Source organism: Candidatus Planktophila vernalis (genome assembly GCF_002288185.1).
Lineage (GTDB): Bacteria > Actinomycetota > Actinomycetes > Nanopelagicales > Nanopelagicaceae > Planktophila > Planktophila vernalis.
Window position 1 is genome coordinate 1,032,430 of the sequence record NZ_CP016776.1, and the last position, 19,159, is coordinate 1,051,588.

At 44.8% G+C, this 19,159-nt stretch carries 22 protein-coding genes and 1 tRNA gene; 7 read left to right on the forward strand and 16 right to left on the reverse strand.

Annotated elements, in window-relative coordinates; genetic code table 11:
- Positions 1-2 precede the first annotated feature (2 nt).
- Positions 3-686 (reverse strand): response regulator transcription factor, encoded by a 684-nt coding sequence (locus A7sIIA15_RS05425; RefSeq protein WP_095686138.1) that lies wholly within the window; start codon positions 684-686, stop codon positions 3-5.
- Between the two features lie 99 nt (positions 687-785).
- Between A7sIIA15_RS05425 and A7sIIA15_RS05430 the strand changes: the two genes are divergently transcribed.
- Positions 786-1,241 (forward strand): hypothetical protein, encoded by a 456-nt coding sequence (locus A7sIIA15_RS05430; protein WP_095686463.1) that lies wholly within the window; start codon positions 786-788, stop codon positions 1,239-1,241.
- Between the two features lie 152 nt (positions 1,242-1,393).
- Positions 1,394-3,001 (forward strand): glycoside hydrolase family 13 protein, encoded by a 1,608-nt coding sequence (locus A7sIIA15_RS05435; RefSeq protein WP_095686139.1) that lies wholly within the window; start codon positions 1,394-1,396, stop codon positions 2,999-3,001.
- On the opposite strand, the gene hpf is transcribed toward A7sIIA15_RS05435, so the two are convergent.
- The 7 genes from hpf to A7sIIA15_RS05465 are packed head-to-tail and all read right to left on the reverse strand — an operon-like array spanning position 3,002 to position 8,712.
- Positions 3,002-3,340: a ribosome hibernation-promoting factor, HPF/YfiA family gene (gene hpf, locus A7sIIA15_RS05440; RefSeq protein WP_095686140.1), complete on the reverse strand. Its 339-nt coding sequence runs from the start codon at positions 3,338-3,340 to the stop codon at positions 3,002-3,004. It abuts the gene before it with no gap.
- A gap of 2 nt (positions 3,341-3,342) precedes the next feature.
- Complete coding sequence (locus tag A7sIIA15_RS05445; protein WP_095686141.1) at positions 3,343-3,726, reverse strand: hypothetical protein; 384 nt, start codon at positions 3,724-3,726, stop codon at positions 3,343-3,345.
- Positions 3,719-3,868, reverse strand: a complete 150-nt coding sequence (locus tag A7sIIA15_RS07105; protein WP_190279118.1) for a hypothetical protein — start codon at positions 3,866-3,868, stop codon at positions 3,719-3,721. The genes A7sIIA15_RS05445 and A7sIIA15_RS07105 overlap by 8 nt, the downstream gene beginning before the upstream one ends.
- Positions 3,869-3,902: 34 nt before the next feature.
- Positions 3,903-4,958 (reverse strand): trans-sulfuration enzyme family protein, encoded by a 1,056-nt coding sequence (locus tag A7sIIA15_RS05450; protein ID WP_095686142.1) that lies wholly within the window; start codon positions 4,956-4,958, stop codon positions 3,903-3,905.
- Positions 4,959-4,967: 9 nt separating this feature from the next.
- The gene (locus A7sIIA15_RS05455) at positions 4,968-6,482 is read right to left on the reverse strand and encodes a phytoene desaturase family protein (protein ID WP_095686143.1); all 1,515 of its coding nucleotides are present in this window, start codon (positions 6,480-6,482) and stop codon (positions 4,968-4,970) included.
- Positions 6,482-7,651, reverse strand: coding sequence for a MalY/PatB family protein (locus A7sIIA15_RS05460; RefSeq protein WP_095686144.1), 1,170 nt, complete (start codon positions 7,649-7,651; stop codon positions 6,482-6,484). Before A7sIIA15_RS05460 ends, A7sIIA15_RS05455 begins: the two co-directional genes overlap by 1 nt.
- A 47-nt stretch (positions 7,652-7,698) precedes the next feature.
- On the reverse strand, positions 7,699-8,712 hold the full coding sequence (locus A7sIIA15_RS05465; RefSeq protein WP_095686145.1) for a LacI family DNA-binding transcriptional regulator: 1,014 nt from the start codon (positions 8,710-8,712) through the stop codon (positions 7,699-7,701).
- Positions 8,713-8,828: 116 nt separating this feature from the next.
- Here A7sIIA15_RS05465 and A7sIIA15_RS05470 point away from each other — a divergent pair, with 116 nt between their 5' ends.
- Entirely contained in the window at positions 8,829-9,422 is a 594-nt protein-coding gene (locus A7sIIA15_RS05470) for a DUF4389 domain-containing protein (RefSeq protein WP_095686146.1), read from the forward strand.
- A 3-nt stretch (positions 9,423-9,425) separates the two neighbouring features.
- A complete protein-coding gene (locus A7sIIA15_RS05475) occupies positions 9,426-10,070 on the forward strand; it encodes a DNA-3-methyladenine glycosylase family protein (protein WP_095686147.1) in 645 nt (214 codons plus the stop codon).
- Here the strand turns inward: A7sIIA15_RS05475 and msrB are convergent.
- A complete protein-coding gene (msrB, locus tag A7sIIA15_RS05480) occupies positions 10,067-10,480 on the reverse strand; it encodes a peptide-methionine (R)-S-oxide reductase MsrB (protein ID WP_095686148.1) in 414 nt (137 codons plus the stop codon). The two genes, A7sIIA15_RS05475 and msrB, sit on opposite strands and share 4 nt — an antisense overlap.
- Positions 10,477-11,004: a peptide-methionine (S)-S-oxide reductase MsrA gene (msrA, locus tag A7sIIA15_RS05485; protein ID WP_223298241.1), complete on the reverse strand. Its 528-nt coding sequence runs from the start codon at positions 11,002-11,004 to the stop codon at positions 10,477-10,479. The genes msrB and msrA overlap by 4 nt, the downstream gene beginning before the upstream one ends.
- Before the next feature lie 63 nt (positions 11,005-11,067).
- On the opposite strand from msrA, the gene A7sIIA15_RS05490 reads away from it, so the two are divergent.
- Positions 11,068-11,139: transfer RNA gene (locus A7sIIA15_RS05490), tRNA-Arg, on the forward strand.
- A 172-nt stretch (positions 11,140-11,311) separates the two neighbouring features.
- Entirely contained in the window at positions 11,312-11,581 is a 270-nt protein-coding gene (locus A7sIIA15_RS05495) for a WhiB family transcriptional regulator (protein WP_018206988.1), read from the forward strand.
- Here A7sIIA15_RS05495 and A7sIIA15_RS05500 read toward each other — a convergent pair.
- Genes A7sIIA15_RS05500 through A7sIIA15_RS05515 form a run of 4 tightly spaced genes read right to left on the reverse strand, consistent with a single transcriptional unit; the run spans position 11,578 to position 15,141 of the window.
- Entirely contained in the window at positions 11,578-13,047 is a 1,470-nt protein-coding gene (locus A7sIIA15_RS05500) for a sensor histidine kinase (RefSeq protein ID WP_095686150.1), read from the reverse strand. The two genes, A7sIIA15_RS05495 and A7sIIA15_RS05500, sit on opposite strands and share 4 nt — an antisense overlap.
- Before the next feature lies 1 nt (position 13,048).
- Positions 13,049-13,435: a DUF6912 family protein gene (locus A7sIIA15_RS05505; protein ID WP_095686151.1), complete on the reverse strand. Its 387-nt coding sequence runs from the start codon at positions 13,433-13,435 to the stop codon at positions 13,049-13,051.
- Between the two features lie 19 nt (positions 13,436-13,454).
- Entirely contained in the window at positions 13,455-14,549 is a 1,095-nt protein-coding gene (locus A7sIIA15_RS05510; RefSeq protein ID WP_095686152.1) for a tyrosine-protein kinase family protein, read from the reverse strand.
- Positions 14,542-15,141, reverse strand: a complete 600-nt coding sequence (locus tag A7sIIA15_RS05515; protein WP_190279119.1) for an SAF domain-containing protein — start codon at positions 15,139-15,141, stop codon at positions 14,542-14,544. The genes A7sIIA15_RS05510 and A7sIIA15_RS05515 overlap by 8 nt, the downstream gene beginning before the upstream one ends.
- A 122-nt stretch (positions 15,142-15,263) precedes the next feature.
- Here A7sIIA15_RS05515 and A7sIIA15_RS05520 point away from each other — a divergent pair, with 122 nt between their 5' ends.
- Positions 15,264-15,788, forward strand: a complete 525-nt coding sequence (locus A7sIIA15_RS05520) for an Rv3235 family protein (protein ID WP_095686154.1) — start codon at positions 15,264-15,266, stop codon at positions 15,786-15,788.
- Here A7sIIA15_RS05520 and secA read toward each other — a convergent pair.
- Entirely contained in the window at positions 15,785-18,457 is a 2,673-nt protein-coding gene (gene secA / locus A7sIIA15_RS05525; protein ID WP_095686155.1) for a preprotein translocase subunit SecA, read from the reverse strand. The two genes, A7sIIA15_RS05520 and secA, sit on opposite strands and share 4 nt — an antisense overlap.
- Before the next feature lie 47 nt (positions 18,458-18,504).
- Positions 18,505-19,140: a ComF family protein gene (locus A7sIIA15_RS05530; protein ID WP_150123728.1), complete on the reverse strand. Its 636-nt coding sequence runs from the start codon at positions 19,138-19,140 to the stop codon at positions 18,505-18,507.
- Between the last annotated feature and the right edge of the window lie 19 nt (positions 19,141-19,159).

Consider the following 19,159-nt stretch of genomic DNA (forward strand, 5'->3'; position numbering starts at 1 on the left):
GACTATTTAGGCTCCTGGATTTGAAATCCCACGCCGCGAACCGTCTTAATACCTTCAAAGCCATCTCGGTGCAGTTTCTTGCGAAGGTATGAAATATAGGTATCCACAACCGTGCTTTCGGATTCGAAAGTGATTCCCCAGACTTCATCCAGCAAGAGATTCTTGCTGAGCACTCTGCCCTTTTTCTCTATCAATATCTGTAATAAGCGGTACTCGGTCGGTGAAAGGTCTATTTCTTCACCATTAAAGCTCACTAAATGCTGATCGTCATCGATTGAGATTGGTCCACATGAGAGTAGAGCAGGAGTATCAACATTTTTAGCTGAGCGGCGCAGAATCGCTTTAATGCGCAGAATCAACTCTTCAATTCCAAATGGCTTAACAACATAATCATCGGCACCAATTTTTAGTCCCCGCGTGATGTCGGCTTTATCTTCCCGCGCCGTGAGCATAAGGACTGGGGTTAAATCATTGGTGCTTCGCAAGCGCTCAACTAATTCAAATCCATCCATTAACGGCATATTGATGTCAATAACTAAGAGATCTGGCTTGTGAGTGCGCAAAAGCGTTAACGCAGACATTCCATCTGTGGCTTCGACGGTCTCAAAGCCGGCAATGCGCAAGGTGTCATTAAGGAGTGCTCGGACCCCCGGCTCATCATCAACGATCATAATTAACTGTGCCATAGGGCCACTCTTGCATGATGGGGCTATAAATCCAATAATTTTTCACTCTTCGAGGCCATTTCACAGAATAATCACAACAGTTGGATGCATCATTTAGGCATGAGACTCCGAGGGATAGCACTAGTTGTCATCTCGCTGACCCTCCTCTTTTCATCCAGCATTAATGCATCAGCTGAACCAACGCCTTCACCTTCACCTTCACCTGATTATCAGATTTTAATGAATCAATACAGATTAGATTTAGATCGATACCGTGATTTAGTGCAGGCTCGTGAAAAAGCACGCTCACAAATTAATCGCACATTTATGGTTGCCGTTAATGATGCAAACCATGAGGCTCGTATGACAATGAAAGTAGCGAAAACGGCTGCCATTAAAAATGAAATTCTTTCTAAACAAAAAATCGCTGTTACTGCAGCAAGTGTTGCTCGTGATGCCGCAATAGCTGCACTCGGTGCCCTACCAACTCCGCCTGTAAAGCCAATAAAGCCAGTTGAAATGGGAACGCTCAATAAAATGAAAAATAAGAAATCTTCTCCTTCTCCAACACGATAAAGAATTTACTCAACATCACTTTTCACTAAGTGAGATGTAACATTGAGTGACCGCCCTTATGCATTAAATCGTTATAAAAGCGAGACATTGCTGACCTCAGTTTCAGTCTTCTTGCATTGCTTGGGTTCATCAGATTCGCATAAGTTCACCTCATGAAATCTGCACCGTGGTGGAAAGAAGCCACGATTTATCAGATCTACCCACGCTCATTCTTTGATAGTAATGGCGATGGCGAGGGAGATCTGCCTGGAGTTACTAGCCAACTGGACTATGTGAAGAGCTTGGGTGTGGATGCAATTTGGTTGAGCCCTTTCTATACATCCCCTAACAAAGATGGTGGTTATGACGTTGCTAATCCCCGCGATGTTGACCCTCGATTTGGAAATCTTGAAGATGCGAAAGAGTTAATAGCACAAGCTCATAAGCGCAATTTGCGAGTAATTGCAGATATTGTTCCCAATCATTTCTCCGACCAACATGAATGGTTCCAAGCAGCATTGAAAGCTGGTCGAGGTTCGAAAGAGCGTGAGCGATTCCATTTCTATGATGCAAATGAAGATGGAACTCCCCCCAACAACTGGATCTCACTCTTTGGTGGTCCATCCTGGACCCAAGTGGCAGATGGTCAGTTCTACTTACATCTCTTTGATTCTTCTCAACCAGATTTGAATTGGGAGAATCCTGAAGTAAATGCTGACTTTGAAAAGACTCTGCGTTTTTGGATTGATTTAGGCGTAGATGGATTCAGAATTGATGTGGCCCATGGGTTGATAAAAGAAGACGTATTGACGAATCACTCTGATCCGCAAGGGTTGAGTAACGCATTGCGCCTTGATGTGGCAATGGATTCTGAAGTACGCAACGCACTCTTGCTTACAGTGCCATATTTTGATCGCCAAGGCGTGCATGAGATTTATAGAAAATGGCGCAAACTATTTGACTCATATGTAGGCCGCGAGATCATGGCAGTTGCAGAGGCTTGGGTTCATCCACCAGTAAATGCAACACGTTATGTCCGAGCAGATGAACTCCATCAAGTCTTTAACTTCGATTTACTCACAGCTGAATTTGATTCAAAGGTTCTATTTGATGTTGTAGAGAGATCTATTTCTCTTAATGCCACGGTCAATGCCCTGCCCACATGGGCTTTAAGCAATCATGACTCACCACGTGTTGCTAGCCGTATTGGTGAAGAACAAGCACGCGCACTTGCATTATTTGTTTTTGGTCTGCCTGGCTCTGCCTATGTTTTTGCTGGCCAAGAACTGGGATTACCTGATGGGCAATTACAGGATTCAGATAGACAAGACCCAACATTTCTTAGAACCAATGGGCAGATTAAAGGTAGAGATGGTGCACGTGTGCCATTGCCATGGAGCGGAAACACAACTCCGTTTGGATTTAGTACTGGAAAACCATGGCTCCCAATTTCACAGTGTTGGAGGGATCTAACAGTTGAGAGTGAGCTGGCTGATCCAAAGAGTTCACTTCATTTGTATAGAAATGCCTTAGAGCTGCGTAAAGAGTTCTTAGTTGGAGCAGGTGGAATTGCTTGGCTTGAATCCTCCCAACACGGTGCTAAAAACGATTCTTTGCTCTCATATTCCAGAGGATCTATCACAGTGGTCATGAATCTTTCAGATTCTGCCAAAGAGTGTGATGCATCCGGCAAACTGATAATCGTCAGCGGGGGCACAGTTGATGCTCGAGATGGAAAAAAGGTAATTCCAGCACGTTCAACAGCTTGGTTCTTGGCTTAACTAAATTACTTCTTTGCCTCTTAATGTTTCTCGATTGTAATCTTTACTTTTTTCATGAATCTTACGGATTTGAATATCAAAGCTCTTCATTGCAGCATCAAACGCGGCAAGATCATTGAATTCACTTGCCTCTGCTCGAAGCAGCGGCCCTGAACCATGAGAAGTCAGTATCACTCGGTGTGAGTGCTTACCTAAGCGTGGATTGGATTCATGAAGTATCTCTACTTCAACGCGGTCAATGACCACACCAAAGCGCTCCATGGAATTTAATTTCTCTTCTGCGATATCTCTAAAGTCTTCGGCAAGTTCGGCATTACGTGCATGAATTTGTATCTTCATGTTTATAAGGGTAGTACTAGAACCGCCAATGTCGCTACGAAAGCTAGAAGAAAAGATTTCCCAAGAATCTTTAACGCTGTGGCTCGATCTGCTGCTTTGTCTTGTGGGTCACTCACTCGGGAGAGATCACCGAGTTTGCCGAAATTGAACGTGCCAGCAAAACCATAAGCCAAACAGAACTTACTGCGCGATTGAACAAAGCCCACCGCTGCAACCATTAAGGGTAGAAATATTCCTACTCGTGCACCAGTTGGAGCACTAACTGAAATCAGTCCAATCAAAGATGATATGGAAAGAAATAAACCAACTACAGCAACAAATTGCCTTCTACGAATCTCTTTCTGTCCAATGTTGCATGTTCCTGCTACGTAGGTTGAATCAGACATCTTCAAACTCATCTTCGTCGATCCACGTATCTGCCGCAGTATCTTCTTGGTGTTCTATCCATGAAAGAAATGAGCCCACGGCGCGAAAAGCCAACACGGCAACAGTTACTGCTGCAATGACTCGACGAAAGGCTTTGATCATGAGACAAAAATACTCTCTATTGGGATTTCCCGCGCTAGATAGCGTTCAGGGCCCTAGTTATGTCGTCCCAAATGTCATCAACGTGCTCACAGCCCACTGATAGGCGAATGAGCTGCTCTGGAACAGTTGGAGATTCAATTGGCCAGCGGCGTCTGCGCTCCCATAGTGACTCAACTCCACCCAAAGATGTGGCATGGGCAATCATTGTTGATGATTCACAGACTTTTTGGGTTTGTTCTGCAGTTCCATCAACTTCAAAAGAAACAATGGCACCAAAACCTGGATAGCGAACACGTGAGATTTTTGGATGACTCGTGAGTCGTTTTACTAACTCCTTGGCACTCTCTTGTGACTTATTAAAGCGCAGCGGGAATGTGCGCAATCCACGCAGTGCAAGCCAAGCTTCAAATGGACCTGGGATAGAGCCATTAAAACTACGTGAATCATGCAGACGCTTAAATAGAGCAGGATCACTAATTGAGAGTGATCCCATCAAAACATCACTATGGCCAGATAAGAACTTAGTAACAGAGTGCATAGCAATGTCAGCGCCCATCGCCAAAGGATTTTGCACAAGTGGAGTTGCGAAGGTGTTATCTACAGCAACACCTATTCCTAATTTCTTAGCGGCGGTAATCAAGGCAGGAAGATCAGCCACATCTAAACATGGATTTGTTGGTGACTCTAACCAAACCAGAGCTGCGCCCTTCATTGCATCAATTACTTCTTGAGTATTGACCACATCTACGAATCTAACTTCTAGGCGACCACTTGTGTGAAAAGAATTCAGCAAACTCATCACACCGCTATAGCCTTGATTTGAAGCCACGATTGGTGCACCCATTGGAAGAATTGAAAAGACCGCACTAATTGCTGCCATGCCAGAAGAAAACGTAAGAGTTTGTCCACCCTCTAACTCACTAATTGCATCCTCTAACGATGTCCATGTTTGGTTTCCATAACGGCCATAACCAATAGGGCCACCAGAGTGAAAAGTTGATGTTAAATCAATTGAAGGATTCAGTGGTGCATCTGGTGTGACTGCTGGACGTCCTGCAGTAATTGCGCTGGTTTCAATCTTTTTGCTCATCTGCTAATCCTATGCCGATGCTTCAAGCACTGCCATTGCAGCGTTGTGGCCTGGAATGCCACTGACTCCGCCGCCACGGATTGCACCTGCCCCGCAGATAAATACGCGTGGATCATCAGTTTCCACTCCCCAACGTGTTTGCTGGCTGTCTTCACCGAATGGAAAACTCAAATCCTTATGGAAGATATTGCCACGCGGTAGGCCAACATCGCCCTCAATATCTAGCGGTGACTTAACTTCAATTGCTGCAATGACATTCTCAAGTGGTTCTACTAAATATTGATTAAGTGAGGCTAGAGCGGCTTTAAGTGCAGCAGCTTTAGCCATTTCATTATCAGTATCAAAGAGTGCAGCAGGTGTGTGCAAACCAAAAACCGTCAGCGTCTGATATCCCTGTGCCTGCAGATCCGGGCTAAGAATTGATGGATCAGTGAGCGTGTGGCAATACATTTCAATAGGAAGCATTTCTGGCACAGTGCCACCCTTTGCTTGCAGATATGTTGATTCACACTGCGCAAAAGATTCTTGGGCATGAAAAGTTCCAGCAAAAGCTAATCGTGGATCTATTCCAGATTTTAGTTGAGGCAGAGATTTCAGCAAAATATTGATTTTCATCTGCGAACCTTCAAGACTTGCAGGTGGAGTCTTTCCTCGCAGTCGAGCCAAAACTTGTGGTGCTGCATTGCTCAATACAAAGCTAGAGGTAACCGTAGTTCCATCTTCTAACGTGAGAGTTGCATTTTCTGTATCTGTTGCTACAGATTTAACTCGTGCGTTAACTTTAATCTCAACACCAGCTGCAGTTGCCACACGCACTAACTCTTTGACAAGTGCACCCATTCCACCGCGTGGAACTTTCCACTCACCAGTTCCGTTTCCGATCAAGTGATATAAAAAGCAGATGTTGGCTTGCATCTCAAATGCCGATGAAAACGTACCAATAAGCGCATCAGTCAATACAACACCGCGAACTAGATCATCCTTAAATCGTTCTTCAATTACCTCACCGATTGGGCGCTCCATCAAGTAATCCCAGACTTCTGGCATATTGATCTCTGCCTTTAACTCACTTCTACTCTTTAGAGGCTGCAGCATTGATGGGGCGATTTTTACTGCAAACTCGGCTATTTCATTATAGAAATCCTGCCAAGCCGCCCACTCTGCACCACTTGGATCTAACTCATTAAATGAATCTTCAGTTTCTTTGTCCCAATGGCGTGCCACATAAAGTCCAGAGTCTTTCCCGTTTCGAGAATATGGTGTGTAGCTAGAAACTGTTCTTGAAATGCACTCAAAATCTAACCCCAAATCACTGACAATTTGATCGGGTAATAGTGAAATCATATAGGAGTAACGCGAGAGCATGGCGTCGTATTCGGGAAATGCTCTAACACTCGTAGTTGCTCCGCCCACCTCGGCATTAGCTTCAAGAATGACTACGGACTTTCCAGCTTTAGCTAAATATGTTGCTGCAACAAGGCCGTTATGGCCACCACCAATTATCGCAACGTCATAATGAGTCACTACAAAGATTTCACAATTCGATCAATTGCTTCGGTCAAAATTGTTGGGCTTGTTGCGTAATTTAATCGCACGAACTGTGAACTTTGTGGGCCATACATATATCCAGCATTGAAAGCCACTTTGCCACGCTCTAATAGAGTTTGTGCAGGGTTCTCCCCTAAATTCAATGAAGTTAGGTCTAGCCAAGCAACATAGCTGGACTGCGGCAAATGAGTCTTTACTGATGGCAGTTTGGCGCTCAGTAAATCGCGAACCATTATTGAATTCTCTTCAAGAGTTTTCAGTACTGAATCCAGCCAGACTTCGCCATCTTTAAAAGCGGCGGCCGATGCAAAGGCTCCAAGAATTGATGATCGAAATTTAACTGCTAATGGCATCAACGCCAGCACTTCATCAATTTTCGCATTTTGTGAAACGATCAAAGCTGACTTAAGCCCAGCGATATTCCAGCCCTTAGAGGCAGAGGTAACTGCAACACCAACTTCACGGGCTGTTTCACTGATTGCCAAGAATGGTACGAATTCATGTGATTTAAAAACTAATGGCGAGTGAATCTCATCGCTAATCACTAGGACGTTGTACTTCTTGGCCATATCTGCAATCCGAGTTAGTTCAGCGCGTGAATAGATGCGACCTAGTGGATTATGTGGGGAGCAAAGAAGGTGCACCTTGATTCCAGAGGCATAAACTTTTTCAACTTCGTCAAAATCCAAACTCCATGGATTTACATCGTCACTTTCTGAACCGCTTTTAACAAAGGGAACATCAACTTTTTCTAACTGAACTTCGTTGATCCAGTTATAAAAATTTTGATAGACAGGTGAATTGATAAGAATGCGATCACCTGGCTTCGTAAAGACACGCAAAACTTCAACACAGCCAACCCCAACATCTGCTGCAATTCTTACCTGGGACTTATCTATCTCCCAGCTCCAACGCTTTGCACAGAATGAAGCAAAGCCATCGGCTAATTCAGGAACTGGCCCTAGATATCCAAGGTCTGAGTGATTCACCATCTCGATTAACACATCGCGAATTGGCTGCGCTATCGGAAAGTCCATCTCCATAACGGGAAGAGGCAGAACATCTGCTGCAAAACCTCGCCATTTTTCTGAGCTGTGGGTGAGAAGTTCACTGAGCGCAGGTGCAACAACGTTGTTATCTGACATAGCGGCTAGGTTACCCTGCCCGGCTCAATTAGCGAAAGAGGCTAAAACTAGGCTTCTTCTGGGCTAATGCGCCGTGTTGAATTGCGCACAACTAATGTTGTTGGAAGTACGAGTGACGGTGGATCAATATTTGGTTTGCGCAATCTCTCCATAATCGACCACGCTGCCATTTCACCCATCAATTGCACGGGTTGCTCAATTGTCGTTAACTCCGAAAACTCTGCCATCTCATGACCATCAAATCCAACTATAGAAATATCATCAGGTGCTTTAAGTCCATGTCGGCGCAGTGCTTGCATTGCACCCATCGCCATTTCATCAGATTCACAAAAAATAGCAGTTGGTCGGTTAGGACGTGCTAAGAGATCATCCATTGCACGAGCAGCAGTGTGCATTGTGAAATCGCCGTGGACTTCACGCTGTGGCAACCATTCAAGGCCATTTTCTGCCAGTACTTGCATGAATCCTTTGCGACGATCTTGGGGAACACTAAAGTTAAACGGGTCATCAGGGCGTCCTGACATTAATCCGATTTGCTTATGCCCTTGATTAACTAAGTGTTGAGTTGCTGAGCGAGCTCCAGCAATGTCATCGATTTTTACAGAGGCACATTTTTCATGCTCCATACCAACGAGTGCAATGGGGATTCCAAGGCTGAGCATAGAATCAAACTCTTCAACTGTTGGCGGCAAGCTAATAACAATAAGTGCATCAACGCGGCCCTTGAGTAATTGATGTTGAAATAAGCGCTCTCGGCCTTTCATTTGGCTGAAGTTATAGAGAAGAAGATCAAGTCCAGCTTCGCGCAAGGCTTGTTCTGCACCGCTGATAACTTGTGAGAAATACCAGCGTGAAATATATGGTGCTACAACTCCAACGCTATTTGTCCGCCCAGAGGCGGTATTTGCCGTCGAGGGTGTGAGCGGATAACTTAATTTCTCCGCAGCTGCAATAATTTTTGCGCGAGTGGAATCATTAACATGATGAAGGCCTCGAAGTGCGCGTGAAACAGTTGCCGTGGATACCCCGGCTTCCTCCGCAACTTCCTTAATGCCAGCCATCAAATGCCCCCGCATGCTGTAAAAACCTGCAAATAGTTCCGCAAGAGACTGCAAAATAGGGCATCAGCACTGCAAATGGCAATAGCTAGGAGCGATATAGGACTAAATTGGTGACCATGAGCAATCAAATTGAAACCCAGATTGATGTGTCCCTGACCGAGCGAAATCGTTTAACTGCATTTTTTCGCCTAATCCTCATTGCGCCAATAGCGATTTTCATTTTATCTTTTGCTCCGCAGCAGTTTGATTCCGACAACATGTCATTGATCGCAGGATTTTTTGTTCTGCCTGTAGCTCTATCCATAGTTTTCCGCCAGGCATATCCCTCATATTTATTGGCCTTTAATGATGCCTTCCTATCTCTCTCCACTCGTATTGATGCATACCTGCTCGTACTTACAGATGAATATCCTTCATTAGAAGAAAATGATGTTGTAAGTGTGACTTTCCCAGAAGTAGATCCAAAAGCACTTAACCGTTACCTGCCTCTTGTGAAGTGGTTCTTGGCAATTCCTCTTTACATAGTAGGTCTGATTTATGCCATCTATGCCTTCTTCCTTACAATCTTTGCTTGGGTAAGTGTTGTCCTTACAGGAAACTATCCAGAGTGGTGTGCTGAAGGTGTAGTCGGAACGATTGCTTATTGGAACCGAATTGTCGGTTATGCACTTCTTATGGTTACTGACGAATACCCAACGTTCTCCCTTTAATCTATGGCGGTCCACTCTGCGCAAAAGATGCGACGTATTGTTGCTGAAGTTGCAGAGATGGATCGCAAGTTTGCACCACTGATTGCTCGTCGCCCCCTTTGCACAATTGGTCGGAGTGCCCCAACAGAGTCACATTTTGAATCCTTAGTGAGTTCAGTTATCTCCCAACAACTAGCCGTAAAGGCTGCCGAGACAATTCATGGGCGCTTAGTTGATCTTTGTAAGGGAACAATTAATGCCAAAAAACTAATCAAACTCGATGACAGTGCGCTTCGAGAAATAGGTGTTTCTGGTGCAAAAGCTCGCACATTAAAGGGCCTAGCTGGGGCAGTTGCCGATAAATCAATTCCCATAGATACCATCGATGAAATCCATGATGATCAAGAGATTTATGACAAGTTAACTTCACTATGGGGCATAGGGCGCTGGACTGTTGAGATGTTTATGATGTTTCAACTGGGGCGCTTGAATGTTTGGCCCACTGGAGATTTAGCGGTGCGTCGGGGTTGGGACATGATTCATAAGAACAAGGAAGAAACTCTGGCTAAAGCTTTAGATCTAAAGGGCGAGAAACTGCATCCATACCGAAGTGTTGTTGCCTGGTATTGCTATCAAGCAGTTCATGAAAGCCGCGGGTTGGATTACTAAATATCCTCAAGGATTAATGAGACAGAGTTAATGCACCAGCGTTCATCCGTTGGGACGTCATAACCCTCACCTTTAAAGATATGACCTAGGTGTGAACCGCATGCAGCACATCGCACTTCAGTTCTAACACGTGGAAATAGTGAACGATCTTCAATGAGCTCAACAGCATCATCTGCAGTTGGAGCATAGAAAGATGGCCAGCCGCATCCAGAGTGAAACTTGGTTTCACTGCGGAAAAGTTCGGCGCTGCACGCTTTGCACTTATAGACGCCTACTTTGTCAGTGTCAGTGTATTCACCAGTAAATGGTCGTTCGGTTGCAGCGTTGCGTAGCACTTCATATGAAAGTGGGTCTAGCTTTGCTTTAAGAGCAGCCTCATCAATTGAGACTGGATAGTTCTTTTCACTCATGCATGTATTCCTGCACTTGGGTATGCAATGCCTGTGCTTGAGTGGCAGTCATAACCATTAGGGTTTTTCTGCAAATACTTCTGGTGATATTCCTCTGCTAAGTAGTATGGGACTCCATCAGCGCTTTTAATCTCAGTAACAATTTCATCTAATCCCGCAGAAGTTAAAACGTTTTGATACACATTACGTGAATTAACTGCTGTTACATACTGCTCAGGTGTACTTGTGTAAATCGCAGATCGGTATTGCGTTCCAATATCGCCACCTTGCTGATTTAAAGATGTCGGATCATGCATTGTCCAAAACTCTTCTAACAATCTCTGATAACTCACTTTTGACTCATCAAATGTGACTGCAACCATTTCAGCGTGACCAGTAACTCCTGTGCAGACTTGTTCATATGAAGGGTTGGGACGTGCGCCGCCCATGTAACCAACGGAAGTTTCCTTCACTCCATCCATCTGCCAAAAGCGGCGTTCAGCGCCCCAAAAGCAACCTGTTGCAAAATATGCGATTGAACTCATAGCGCTCATTCTGACAGTAAGGCGAGATAACTGCACCCGCTGATAACCTACTCATGCTCATGAGCCCCCGTAGCTCAGGGGATAGAGCACCGCCCTCCGGAGGCGGGTGCACAGGTTCGATTCCTGTCGGGGGCACTCACTTGATGCATATCACCCTATTTTTCACAATCTTTTTCGATTCATCCTTGTTTATCACTGCATAACAAGGGAGAATTACCTTCTTGCGCAACATTGATGTGCGTATATCAACCGAAAGAATTTACGTGATTTGGGTATGCCCAAATCCTTTATATGAAGGGGGTCTCCCATGGATTGGCGACATCAATCAGCCTGTCGTGATGAAGATCCTGAACTCTTCTTCCCGGTTGGAAATACTGGTCCAGCAATTACCCAAATTGAAGAAGCTAAAAAGGTTTGTAATCGTTGCATCGTTAAAGAACCATGTCTTGCATGGGCGCTAGAGAGCGGACAAGATGCTGGAGTTTGGGGCGGCCTTTCAGAAGATGAGCGTCGTGCACTTAAGCGCCGCGCTGCACGAAATCGTGCACGTTTAATGGAGCAACAGAACCAATTCTAAAGCGGGAATCGTAAGTTAGCTTGAGTTCCTGAATCAGTTGATTGCAATTTCAATACACCTTTAAGTTCATTTTCTGTCAAGGTTCTAACAATCTGAAGTCCTAGATTTGAAGAAGTAGCTAAATCAAAATCCTTAGGTAAACCAACTCCGTCATCAGTAATGTTGATGACACATTCATTGCTATAGCGAGATAGTTCAATAGTGAGAACCGAACCCTGCTCAGCTAAACCATGCTCTAGAGCGTTGTGCATTAACTCTGTAACAACAAGGGAGAGCGGCGTTGCCAGCCTTGATTCAAGTGAACCTAGCTCACCTTTTCGCTCAATTCTTAGTTCACCCATTCGAGGATTTAACTCAAGTGCATGAGTAATCAAACTAGTGAGCACTTCATCAAATGCAACTTCGTTTTCACTACTTGTAGAAAGCGTGTCATGAACAAGTGCGATGGAAGCAATTCTGCGCACCGCTTCATTAAGGGCCGATGATGCACTCGGGTCCTCAATCCTGCGCGCCTGTAAGCGAAGAAGGGCTGAAACAGTCTGAAGGTTGTTCTTAACACGGTGGTGAATCTCTCTAATGGTTGCATCCTTAGTAACAAGCTCTCTATCGCGCCTGCGAAGTTCAGTCACATTTTGAAGCAAAACAATGGCACCAATTCGATCTTCACCTTGCAACAATGGGAGCACCAGTAAGTCAATAGTTGCGCCTTGGTTATCAATATCAACACGTCGCAAGGTCTTTCCATTAAGGCGTGTGCGAATTCCTTCTTCATGAGGATTAGGAGAATTCTTGGCTACTGCTTCTGCTACTTCGCCTAATTTGTTGTTTTCAATCTCACTCTTCCAACCCATTCGGCTAAATGCAGATCTAGCGTTGGGACTTGCATAAGAAATAACGCCATTTACATCCAGGCGAATCAAACCATCTCCCACACGTGGCACTGGCTCAAAAAGTGAACCGGCATCTTTATAAGGAAAGAAACCTTCAGAGACCATCCGATAAAGGCTGTGTGCAATTTCGCGATAATTTAATTCTAAGCGGCTAGGTGAGCGCATTAACTCAGCATTGCGGTGGCGGGTTATGACAGCTATAACTTGCCCATCAAAAACAACAGGGATGGCTTCTTCCTTAATCATTAGCTCGCCGACTTGTTCAGCCTCTGAATCACGAACAATCTCACCGCTAGATAATGCAGAGTCAATTCGTGGACGGTTTCCCCACATCACTTCATCACCAATAACATCATTAGTAAAAACTGTTGCTGCAGTTGTTGGGCGAATATGTGCCACAGCAACATGGCCAGTTGGCCACATCTTCATATCTTTACGGATAGGAACCCAAAGAATGAGATCAGCAAAGGAGAGATCTGAAAGCAGTTGCCAATCAGCAACTAGCTCGCGCAGTTTGTGAGCCTGATCGATTGTCACAGAGCTACGGCTATGGATCAATGTTTCAAACTGGGGCATGTTATTTCCACTCCCCCATATTGATTTCAATCTCTTGGGTAGCAAACCAGATGAGCTCTTCTTCATCAGGAAAGAGAAGGAGTGCACATTGCACTTGTTCCCAGGTGATTGCTGAGTTCAAGGTAACCGAATTCTCATTGACTGTATTGACCTGCTTGGGCTCTAATTCAATGGCTAGAACAATTCCTGGTGCTTTATTCGATGAACGAAGTTCGAGTGCAGATTGCGCTGCCTCAAGAGATAAGAGGTATTCAATCTCTTCTTCACCTAAATCTTCATTCTCCCCAACATAAAAAGGCGTTGGGGCTAAAATTGATTCCAGTTCTTTGCTTCCAGAATTTAGGAAGGCAGCAAGCTCATCATGAGAAATTGGAAGATAGGCTCGCATGCCTTAATAGTATTAGAAGTTAGCGCTTGAGCTCACTGGCCATTGTTGCAATTGATTTACGCAGCGCAGAGCGCATATTGACCTCAATGAGTGTGGCTTTCTCCTCTAGAGCCTTAGATGCCGCCCGAAGATCACGGTTAATGGTTCGAACGCACAAAGGTCTCAGTCTCGTAGTAATTGCCAAAAACTGAGCCTCTTCATCAGCACCTTTCTTGCCTTGAGATCGCATGTTGAGTGTGAAGCTAAGCGCAGATCTAATAGAGGTTTTTTCAAGTAAGGAACAGACTTGTTCTAACCGGTGAATCCCAAGTAAGTCCGGACGTGCAATAACCATGAGTTCATCACCTTGGTCACAGCTCCATGTGGTCATAGTTGAAGTCCAGCGTCTATCTGTAAGGCGATTTGAGAGCCCAGAGATAGATCCTAAATCAATGACAATGTTGTCAAAACTTTGTGTTGCATTTTCCATGAATTGATCAATAGTTCCAGCTTCTTGCTGAGTAATTTCAGCTATAGCAAGTTGTGGGGCAATAGTTCGCCATCCAGATTCTGATTGCACATTGCGAATTGCAATAAGGGCAGCAATAGATGGTGCTCGAAAGTTTGCATCAATGAGCAGTGTTGATTTACCTAAGACACTCAATTCCATAGCTAGGTTGAGCGCAATTGTTGTGCAGCCCGTGTCACTGCCTGCAGAGCCAATTGCTAACACATGAGCTTTGCGATTTGCTCGATTGATCGCACTCACCTGGCGCAGCATCGGGGCCCGCACAAAGCCACGAACAATACTCACCAAATCTGTGGCGGTGGTAGGAATGGGATGTAAGTCCACAAACTCTGTATTTGTCTGAGTTGAAAAGCCAACGACTTGTTTAACCTTTGTGCTCAATTGTTTAACCACATCAAGTGTAATTCCAGGCAAATCTGGTGAATAGATAAGAAGTGAACTAGAAGCTTGTTCCACATTATTTGAGCAATATCTTTCAACCGCTTCAGTATCTATAGCCCGAAAAACCACACTCCATCCTTGGGCAAATAGCGTTCCAGAAACAAAACCTTCAAACTGGGCATCTGAAATTGCCGTAATTACTACTGGTAATTCTTGATTAGACATTAGAACTAATCACCACCAAGCGCCCCATAGTTGTGGCGCTCAGTAGTCGAAGAACTTGAGTTTGCTCCACTGAAACAGTAATCGCAGCATCTGTGCCAAAGTTCTTATTCTTCACATCGGCACTAATTATTGGAACGCTACCAAGAATGAGAATTGGTTCCTGAGGAGATTCACCATTGAGACTATCAATCACCCAGTAGATATCCACCAATGCACCAACATAGATTCCAGCAGCAAGGTCAACAGATCGAATACTTAAAGGGACTGCGCTGCTGGCCATAGTTTTAGCGGTGGAGCTCACTGAATTAACACTCATCACTTCCCCAGCAACAATGTTCTTAATGACAACTTGTCCTAGAGGGTCTAGATCTTTAGGTAGATAAATCATTGAACTCGCAGCTAAATCCATGTCCACTAAAGAGAGATCTCCAGTTGAGATTTGATGTCCACTCTGCAAATCAATAGTTGCAACCCAATACTGTGTCGTTGATTGGGAAAAGGTGGCTAAAAAGAATGCTGAAATAAAGGAGGCGGCAATAAGGGAAATTGCCAGTGGCATTCTGGATCGACTACTTGACGGTGGTTTTCTCATGAGTGCACCTAATTGCATCGGCGGACAAGGCTCATAGCTTTATCCACACTCATCCTTTGTGATGAGAAGAAATCAACCAAATGGTTGAGCAAAGTTAGTGTGGAAAGTTGAACCCTTCACTCATGACCACTAATCGAGTAGTAGAAGAGATATCTATAAGCAGTTTTCGCATTGAGAAGCTAACAAGTGCCACAAACGTTGATTGGCAGCATCCGCTACTGGAAATCTTTAGACCACAAGGGCTGCACCAATCAGCCAAGCCCAGCAAGCTCTACCTTGTTCCATCTCGATTTGATGATGAGTTTGATCCAGATTTTGCACCGGAACCAACATCTGCCAGAGATCTTCCTGAACTACAAGGGTGGACTGAGCGCTTTGCTCATTCAATTGTTGAAATTTGGGCTGGGCGACGATCCCCACGACAAGTTGAATCTCTGTGCCATCACAGAATTTTCTCTGAGTTAGTTCGGCAATCTGGCTCACAGAAAGAAATTGGCCATATTCGTAAAATTCACATTCAAGAGCCTTTGGATGGAATTTGTGAAGCAACAATTACTATTCGATATGAGAACCGCCTGCGCGCGATGCTTGTGCGATTTGAAGGTATAGATAAGCGTTGGTTATGTACTGCTCTTATTTTGCTTTAAGCAGCACCATGACAACGCTTGTATTTCTTACCTGAACCACATGGGCATTGTGCATTACGCGAAACATCCCCAGTAGTTTTCACGCCAGACTCATCTGCTGCCGTGTATTGCAGACCGCTAGAAGAAAGTGGCTTAGCTTCAAGACCTGCACCACTTACTTCTTTGCCTGACGCCTCAACAGTCACCTCGATATTGAATAGGAATCCTGCAATCTCTTCTTTGATTGCATCCATCATTGCTGAGAACAAATCAAAACCTTCGCGTTGATACTCTACGAGTGGATCACGCTGGGCCATCGCACGCAAGCCAATTCCTTCTTGCAAATAGTCCATCTCATAGAGATGTTCACGCCATTTACGATCTAGAACTGAGAGCAAGACTTTGCGCTCAAGTTCGCGCATAGCCTCTGAGCCCAGTGACTCTTCGCGCTTTGCATAAGCTGCTTTGCAATCTTCAATAACTGTAGCTATTAAGAACTCTTCATCAAGTCCAGCTCGTGAACCAACACGAGCAATAAGCTCATCGATAGTAAATGAGATTGGATAAATAGTCTTAAGTGCATTCCATAAGGTATCTAGATCCCAATCCTCTGAATAACCTTCAGAGGTGGCCATGCTGACATAGGCAGTAAGCGTGTCACTAACAAAAGTGGCTACCTGATCCTCAATATCAGCACCTTCTAGAACCATTCGACGCTCACCATAAACCACTTGGCGCTGGCGATTCATTACATCGTCATACTTCAAAACATTTTTGCGCATTTCAAAGTTCTGAGACTCAACTTGAGTTTGTGCTGAGCGAATTGCATTACTGACCATTTTGGATTCAATCGGAGCATCTTCTGGAATGCCTGCAGCTGTTAAGAAACGCTCAACCATTCCTGAGTTAAATCGACGCATTAACTCATCTTGAAGTGAAAGATAGAAACGTGACTCACCAGGATCTCCTTGGCGACCAGAACGACCACGCAACTGATTATCGATGCGTCGAGATTCATGTCGCTCGGTTCCTAAAACATAAAGACCACCGAGTGCAATTACTTCTTCATGACCAACTGCAACCGCTGCCTTTTGGCGAGTGATTTCCTCTGGCCAAGCTTTTTCATATTGCTCTGCATCATCTACAGGTGAAATTCCACGGCGCTGTAATTCAAAATCTGCCATGAACTCAGGGTTTCCGCCAAGCATGATGTCGGTACCGCGACCAGCCATATTTGTGGCAACAGTTACTGCGCCTTTAACACCTGCGCGAGCAATGATTGCTGCTTCGCGCTCGTGGTGCTTGGCGTTTAGAACTTCATGTGGAACTCCTGCTTTGCGCAAGAAACTAGAAAGCTCTTCTGATTTTTCAACGCTGACTGTGCCAACTAGAACTGGTTGACCTTTACGGTGCTTTTCAACAATATCTGCAGTTACAGCAATGAACTTGCCGGCTTCTGTTTTATAGACAAGATCAGGTTGATCTATACGGACCATGCTTCGGTTTGTTGGAATTGGAACAACACCTAGCTTGTAAATCTGATGAAATTCTGAAGCCTCTGTCATCGCTGTACCAGTCATGCCTGAGAGTTTGTCGTAAAGGCGGAAATAGTTTTGCAACGTAATTGTTGCAAGAGTTTGGTTCTCATCCTTAATTTCAATGCGCTCTTTTGCCTCTAGAGCCTGGTGTAGACCCTCGCTATAACGACGACCAGCGAGCATACGACCGGTGTGCTCATCAACGATAAGCAGTTCACCATTCATGACAACATAATCCTTATCGCGCTTAAAGAGCTCCTTCGCACGCACTGCATTATTGAGGTAACCAATCATCGGCGTATTTGCAGCCTCATAGAGGTTTCCAATTTGTAGAAGCTCTTCAACCTTTGTCACGCCATCTTCAAGAATTCCGATTGTGCGCTTCTTCTCATCAATTTCATAGTGAGCATCGCGCTGTAATTTACCGACAAGGTTTGCAAATTCCACATACCACTTGGTTGCTTTATCGGCAGGTCCACTAATGATTAATGGCGTACGTGCTTCATCAATTAAAATAGAGTCAACTTCGTCAACTACAGCGAAGAAATGATCGCGCTGCACGCACTCTTCTAGCGACCATGCCATGTTGTCGCGCAAGTAATCAAAACCAAATTCATTATTTGTGCCATATGTAATGTCAGCAAGGTATGCCTCGCGACGCTCTGCTGGAGTCATGTTGGCCAAAATCACGCCAACCTTTAAACCGAGGAAGCGGTGAATACGGCCCATCCACTCACTGTCGCGCTCTGCTAAATAATCATTTGTAGTAACAACGTGGACTCCACGACCAGCTAAAGCATTTAAATAAGATGGCAGGGTTGCAACTAAAGTCTTACCTTCACCAGTACGCATTTCGGCGATATTGCCTTTATGCAGCGCGGCTCCACCCATAATCTGAACGTCATAATGACGCTGTCCCAAAGTTCGCTTAGCTGCTTCGCGCACTACAGCGAAAGCCTCTGGCATCAAATCATCTAATGTCTCGCCTTTTGAAAAGCGATCTTTGAATAGTTCTGTTTGTTGACGAAGCTCTGAATCAGACATTGCAACGATGCGAGCTTCATGTTCATTAACGACAACAACAATCTTGCTCAGTTCACGAAGGATGCGACCTTCGCCTGCACGCATAAGCTTGTCAAAAAACGCTGGCATCAATGCAACCTTTCAACGCTCACGAACTAATCTCTCGTACCAGTCTCCTATCTTAGAGGCTGAGCCACACAAGCGGTAACCGAGCCCAAGACGGCAAATCCATGTGAATTCAGGGCTCTGGCCGCCTCGCAGACGGTGGCTCCTGTGGTGACTACATCATCAATGAGAATTAAGTCACCCCGAGGATAAATCTTCTGCGCTATTCCAAATGCGCCATGCATATTTTTAGTCCTTGCCGGTGCACTAAGCGTGCTTTGATCTTTTACTTTTCGAAGAATTCTTAACGCTGGAATTACAGGGATGGAAGTTCTCTCAGAAATTTCATCACAAATATCGGGAATAAAACTTCTACCCCTTCTTCGCCTGTTTATCGCCGACGATGGAATCGGCACGAGGCGAACATTGTATTTATCAAAATTTGCCCTGCTCAGTACGTGAACAATCGCATCGATGATTAATTCATCTGCTCCCTTTAATCCACGTTCTTTAGCGGCCAGAATTATCTTGCTAGCAGTTGGTGAATACAGGACCGCCGAATTAACTCGCAATCCGCCAATATGGGTGAGGTAGTAATGAGGATGCCATTCTCTTCTGCAGTTAGAGCAAATAGAGATTCCAATTGCATTACAGCCATAGCAGCGAGTAGGAAATAGGAGTTGACTCAGTTCTGAAAAAACCTGCATGATGCCAAGTTATCGTGAA

Excerpts from the sequence above, each read along its gene's own strand:
- A7sIIA15_RS05495 (WP_018206988.1), top strand. The coding sequence starts at position 11,312 with ATGGATTGGCGACATCAATCAGCCTGTCGTGATGAAGATCCTGAACTC.
- msrA (WP_223298241.1), bottom strand. The coding sequence starts at position 11,004 with ATGAGTTCAATCGCATATTTTGCAACAGGTTGCTTTTGGGGCGCTGAA.
- A7sIIA15_RS05435 (WP_095686139.1), top strand. The coding sequence starts at position 1,394 with ATGAAATCTGCACCGTGGTGGAAAGAAGCCACGATTTATCAGATCTAC.
- A7sIIA15_RS05430 (WP_095686463.1), top strand. The coding sequence starts at position 786 with ATGAGACTCCGAGGGATAGCACTAGTTGTCATCTCGCTGACCCTCCTC.
- secA (WP_095686155.1), bottom strand. The coding sequence starts at position 18,457 with ATGCCAGCGTTTTTTGACAAGCTTATGCGTGCAGGCGAAGGTCGCATC.
- A7sIIA15_RS05520 (WP_095686154.1), top strand. The coding sequence starts at position 15,264 with ATGACCACTAATCGAGTAGTAGAAGAGATATCTATAAGCAGTTTTCGC.
- A7sIIA15_RS05530 (WP_150123728.1), bottom strand. The coding sequence starts at position 19,140 with ATGCAGGTTTTTTCAGAACTGAGTCAACTCCTATTTCCTACTCGCTGC.
- A7sIIA15_RS05515 (WP_190279119.1), bottom strand. The coding sequence starts at position 15,141 with ATGAGAAAACCACCGTCAAGTAGTCGATCCAGAATGCCACTGGCAATT.
- A7sIIA15_RS05450 (WP_095686142.1), bottom strand. The coding sequence starts at position 4,958 with ATGAGCAAAAAGATTGAAACCAGCGCAATTACTGCAGGACGTCCAGCA.
- A7sIIA15_RS05500 (WP_095686150.1), bottom strand. The coding sequence starts at position 13,047 with ATGCCCCAGTTTGAAACATTGATCCATAGCCGTAGCTCTGTGACAATC.
- A7sIIA15_RS05445 (WP_095686141.1), bottom strand. The coding sequence starts at position 3,726 with ATGTCTGATTCAACCTACGTAGCAGGAACATGCAACATTGGACAGAAA.
- A7sIIA15_RS05505 (WP_095686151.1), bottom strand. The coding sequence starts at position 13,435 with ATGCGAGCCTATCTTCCAATTTCTCATGATGAGCTTGCTGCCTTCCTA.
- A7sIIA15_RS05510 (WP_095686152.1), bottom strand. The coding sequence starts at position 14,549 with ATGTCTAATCAAGAATTACCAGTAGTAATTACGGCAATTTCAGATGCC.
- A7sIIA15_RS05425 (WP_095686138.1), bottom strand. The coding sequence starts at position 686 with ATGGCACAGTTAATTATGATCGTTGATGATGAGCCGGGGGTCCGAGCA.
- A7sIIA15_RS05475 (WP_095686147.1), top strand. The coding sequence starts at position 9,426 with ATGGCGGTCCACTCTGCGCAAAAGATGCGACGTATTGTTGCTGAAGTT.
- A7sIIA15_RS07105 (WP_190279118.1), bottom strand. The coding sequence starts at position 3,868 with ATGATCAAAGCCTTTCGTCGAGTCATTGCAGCAGTAACTGTTGCCGTG.
- A7sIIA15_RS05460 (WP_095686144.1), bottom strand. The coding sequence starts at position 7,651 with ATGTCAGATAACAACGTTGTTGCACCTGCGCTCAGTGAACTTCTCACC.
- A7sIIA15_RS05470 (WP_095686146.1), top strand. The coding sequence starts at position 8,829 with ATGAGCAATCAAATTGAAACCCAGATTGATGTGTCCCTGACCGAGCGA.
- msrB (WP_095686148.1), bottom strand. The coding sequence starts at position 10,480 with ATGAGTGAAAAGAACTATCCAGTCTCAATTGATGAGGCTGCTCTTAAA.
- A7sIIA15_RS05465 (WP_095686145.1), bottom strand. The coding sequence starts at position 8,712 with ATGGCTGGCATTAAGGAAGTTGCGGAGGAAGCCGGGGTATCCACGGCA.
- hpf (WP_095686140.1), bottom strand. The coding sequence starts at position 3,340 with ATGAAGATACAAATTCATGCACGTAATGCCGAACTTGCCGAAGACTTT.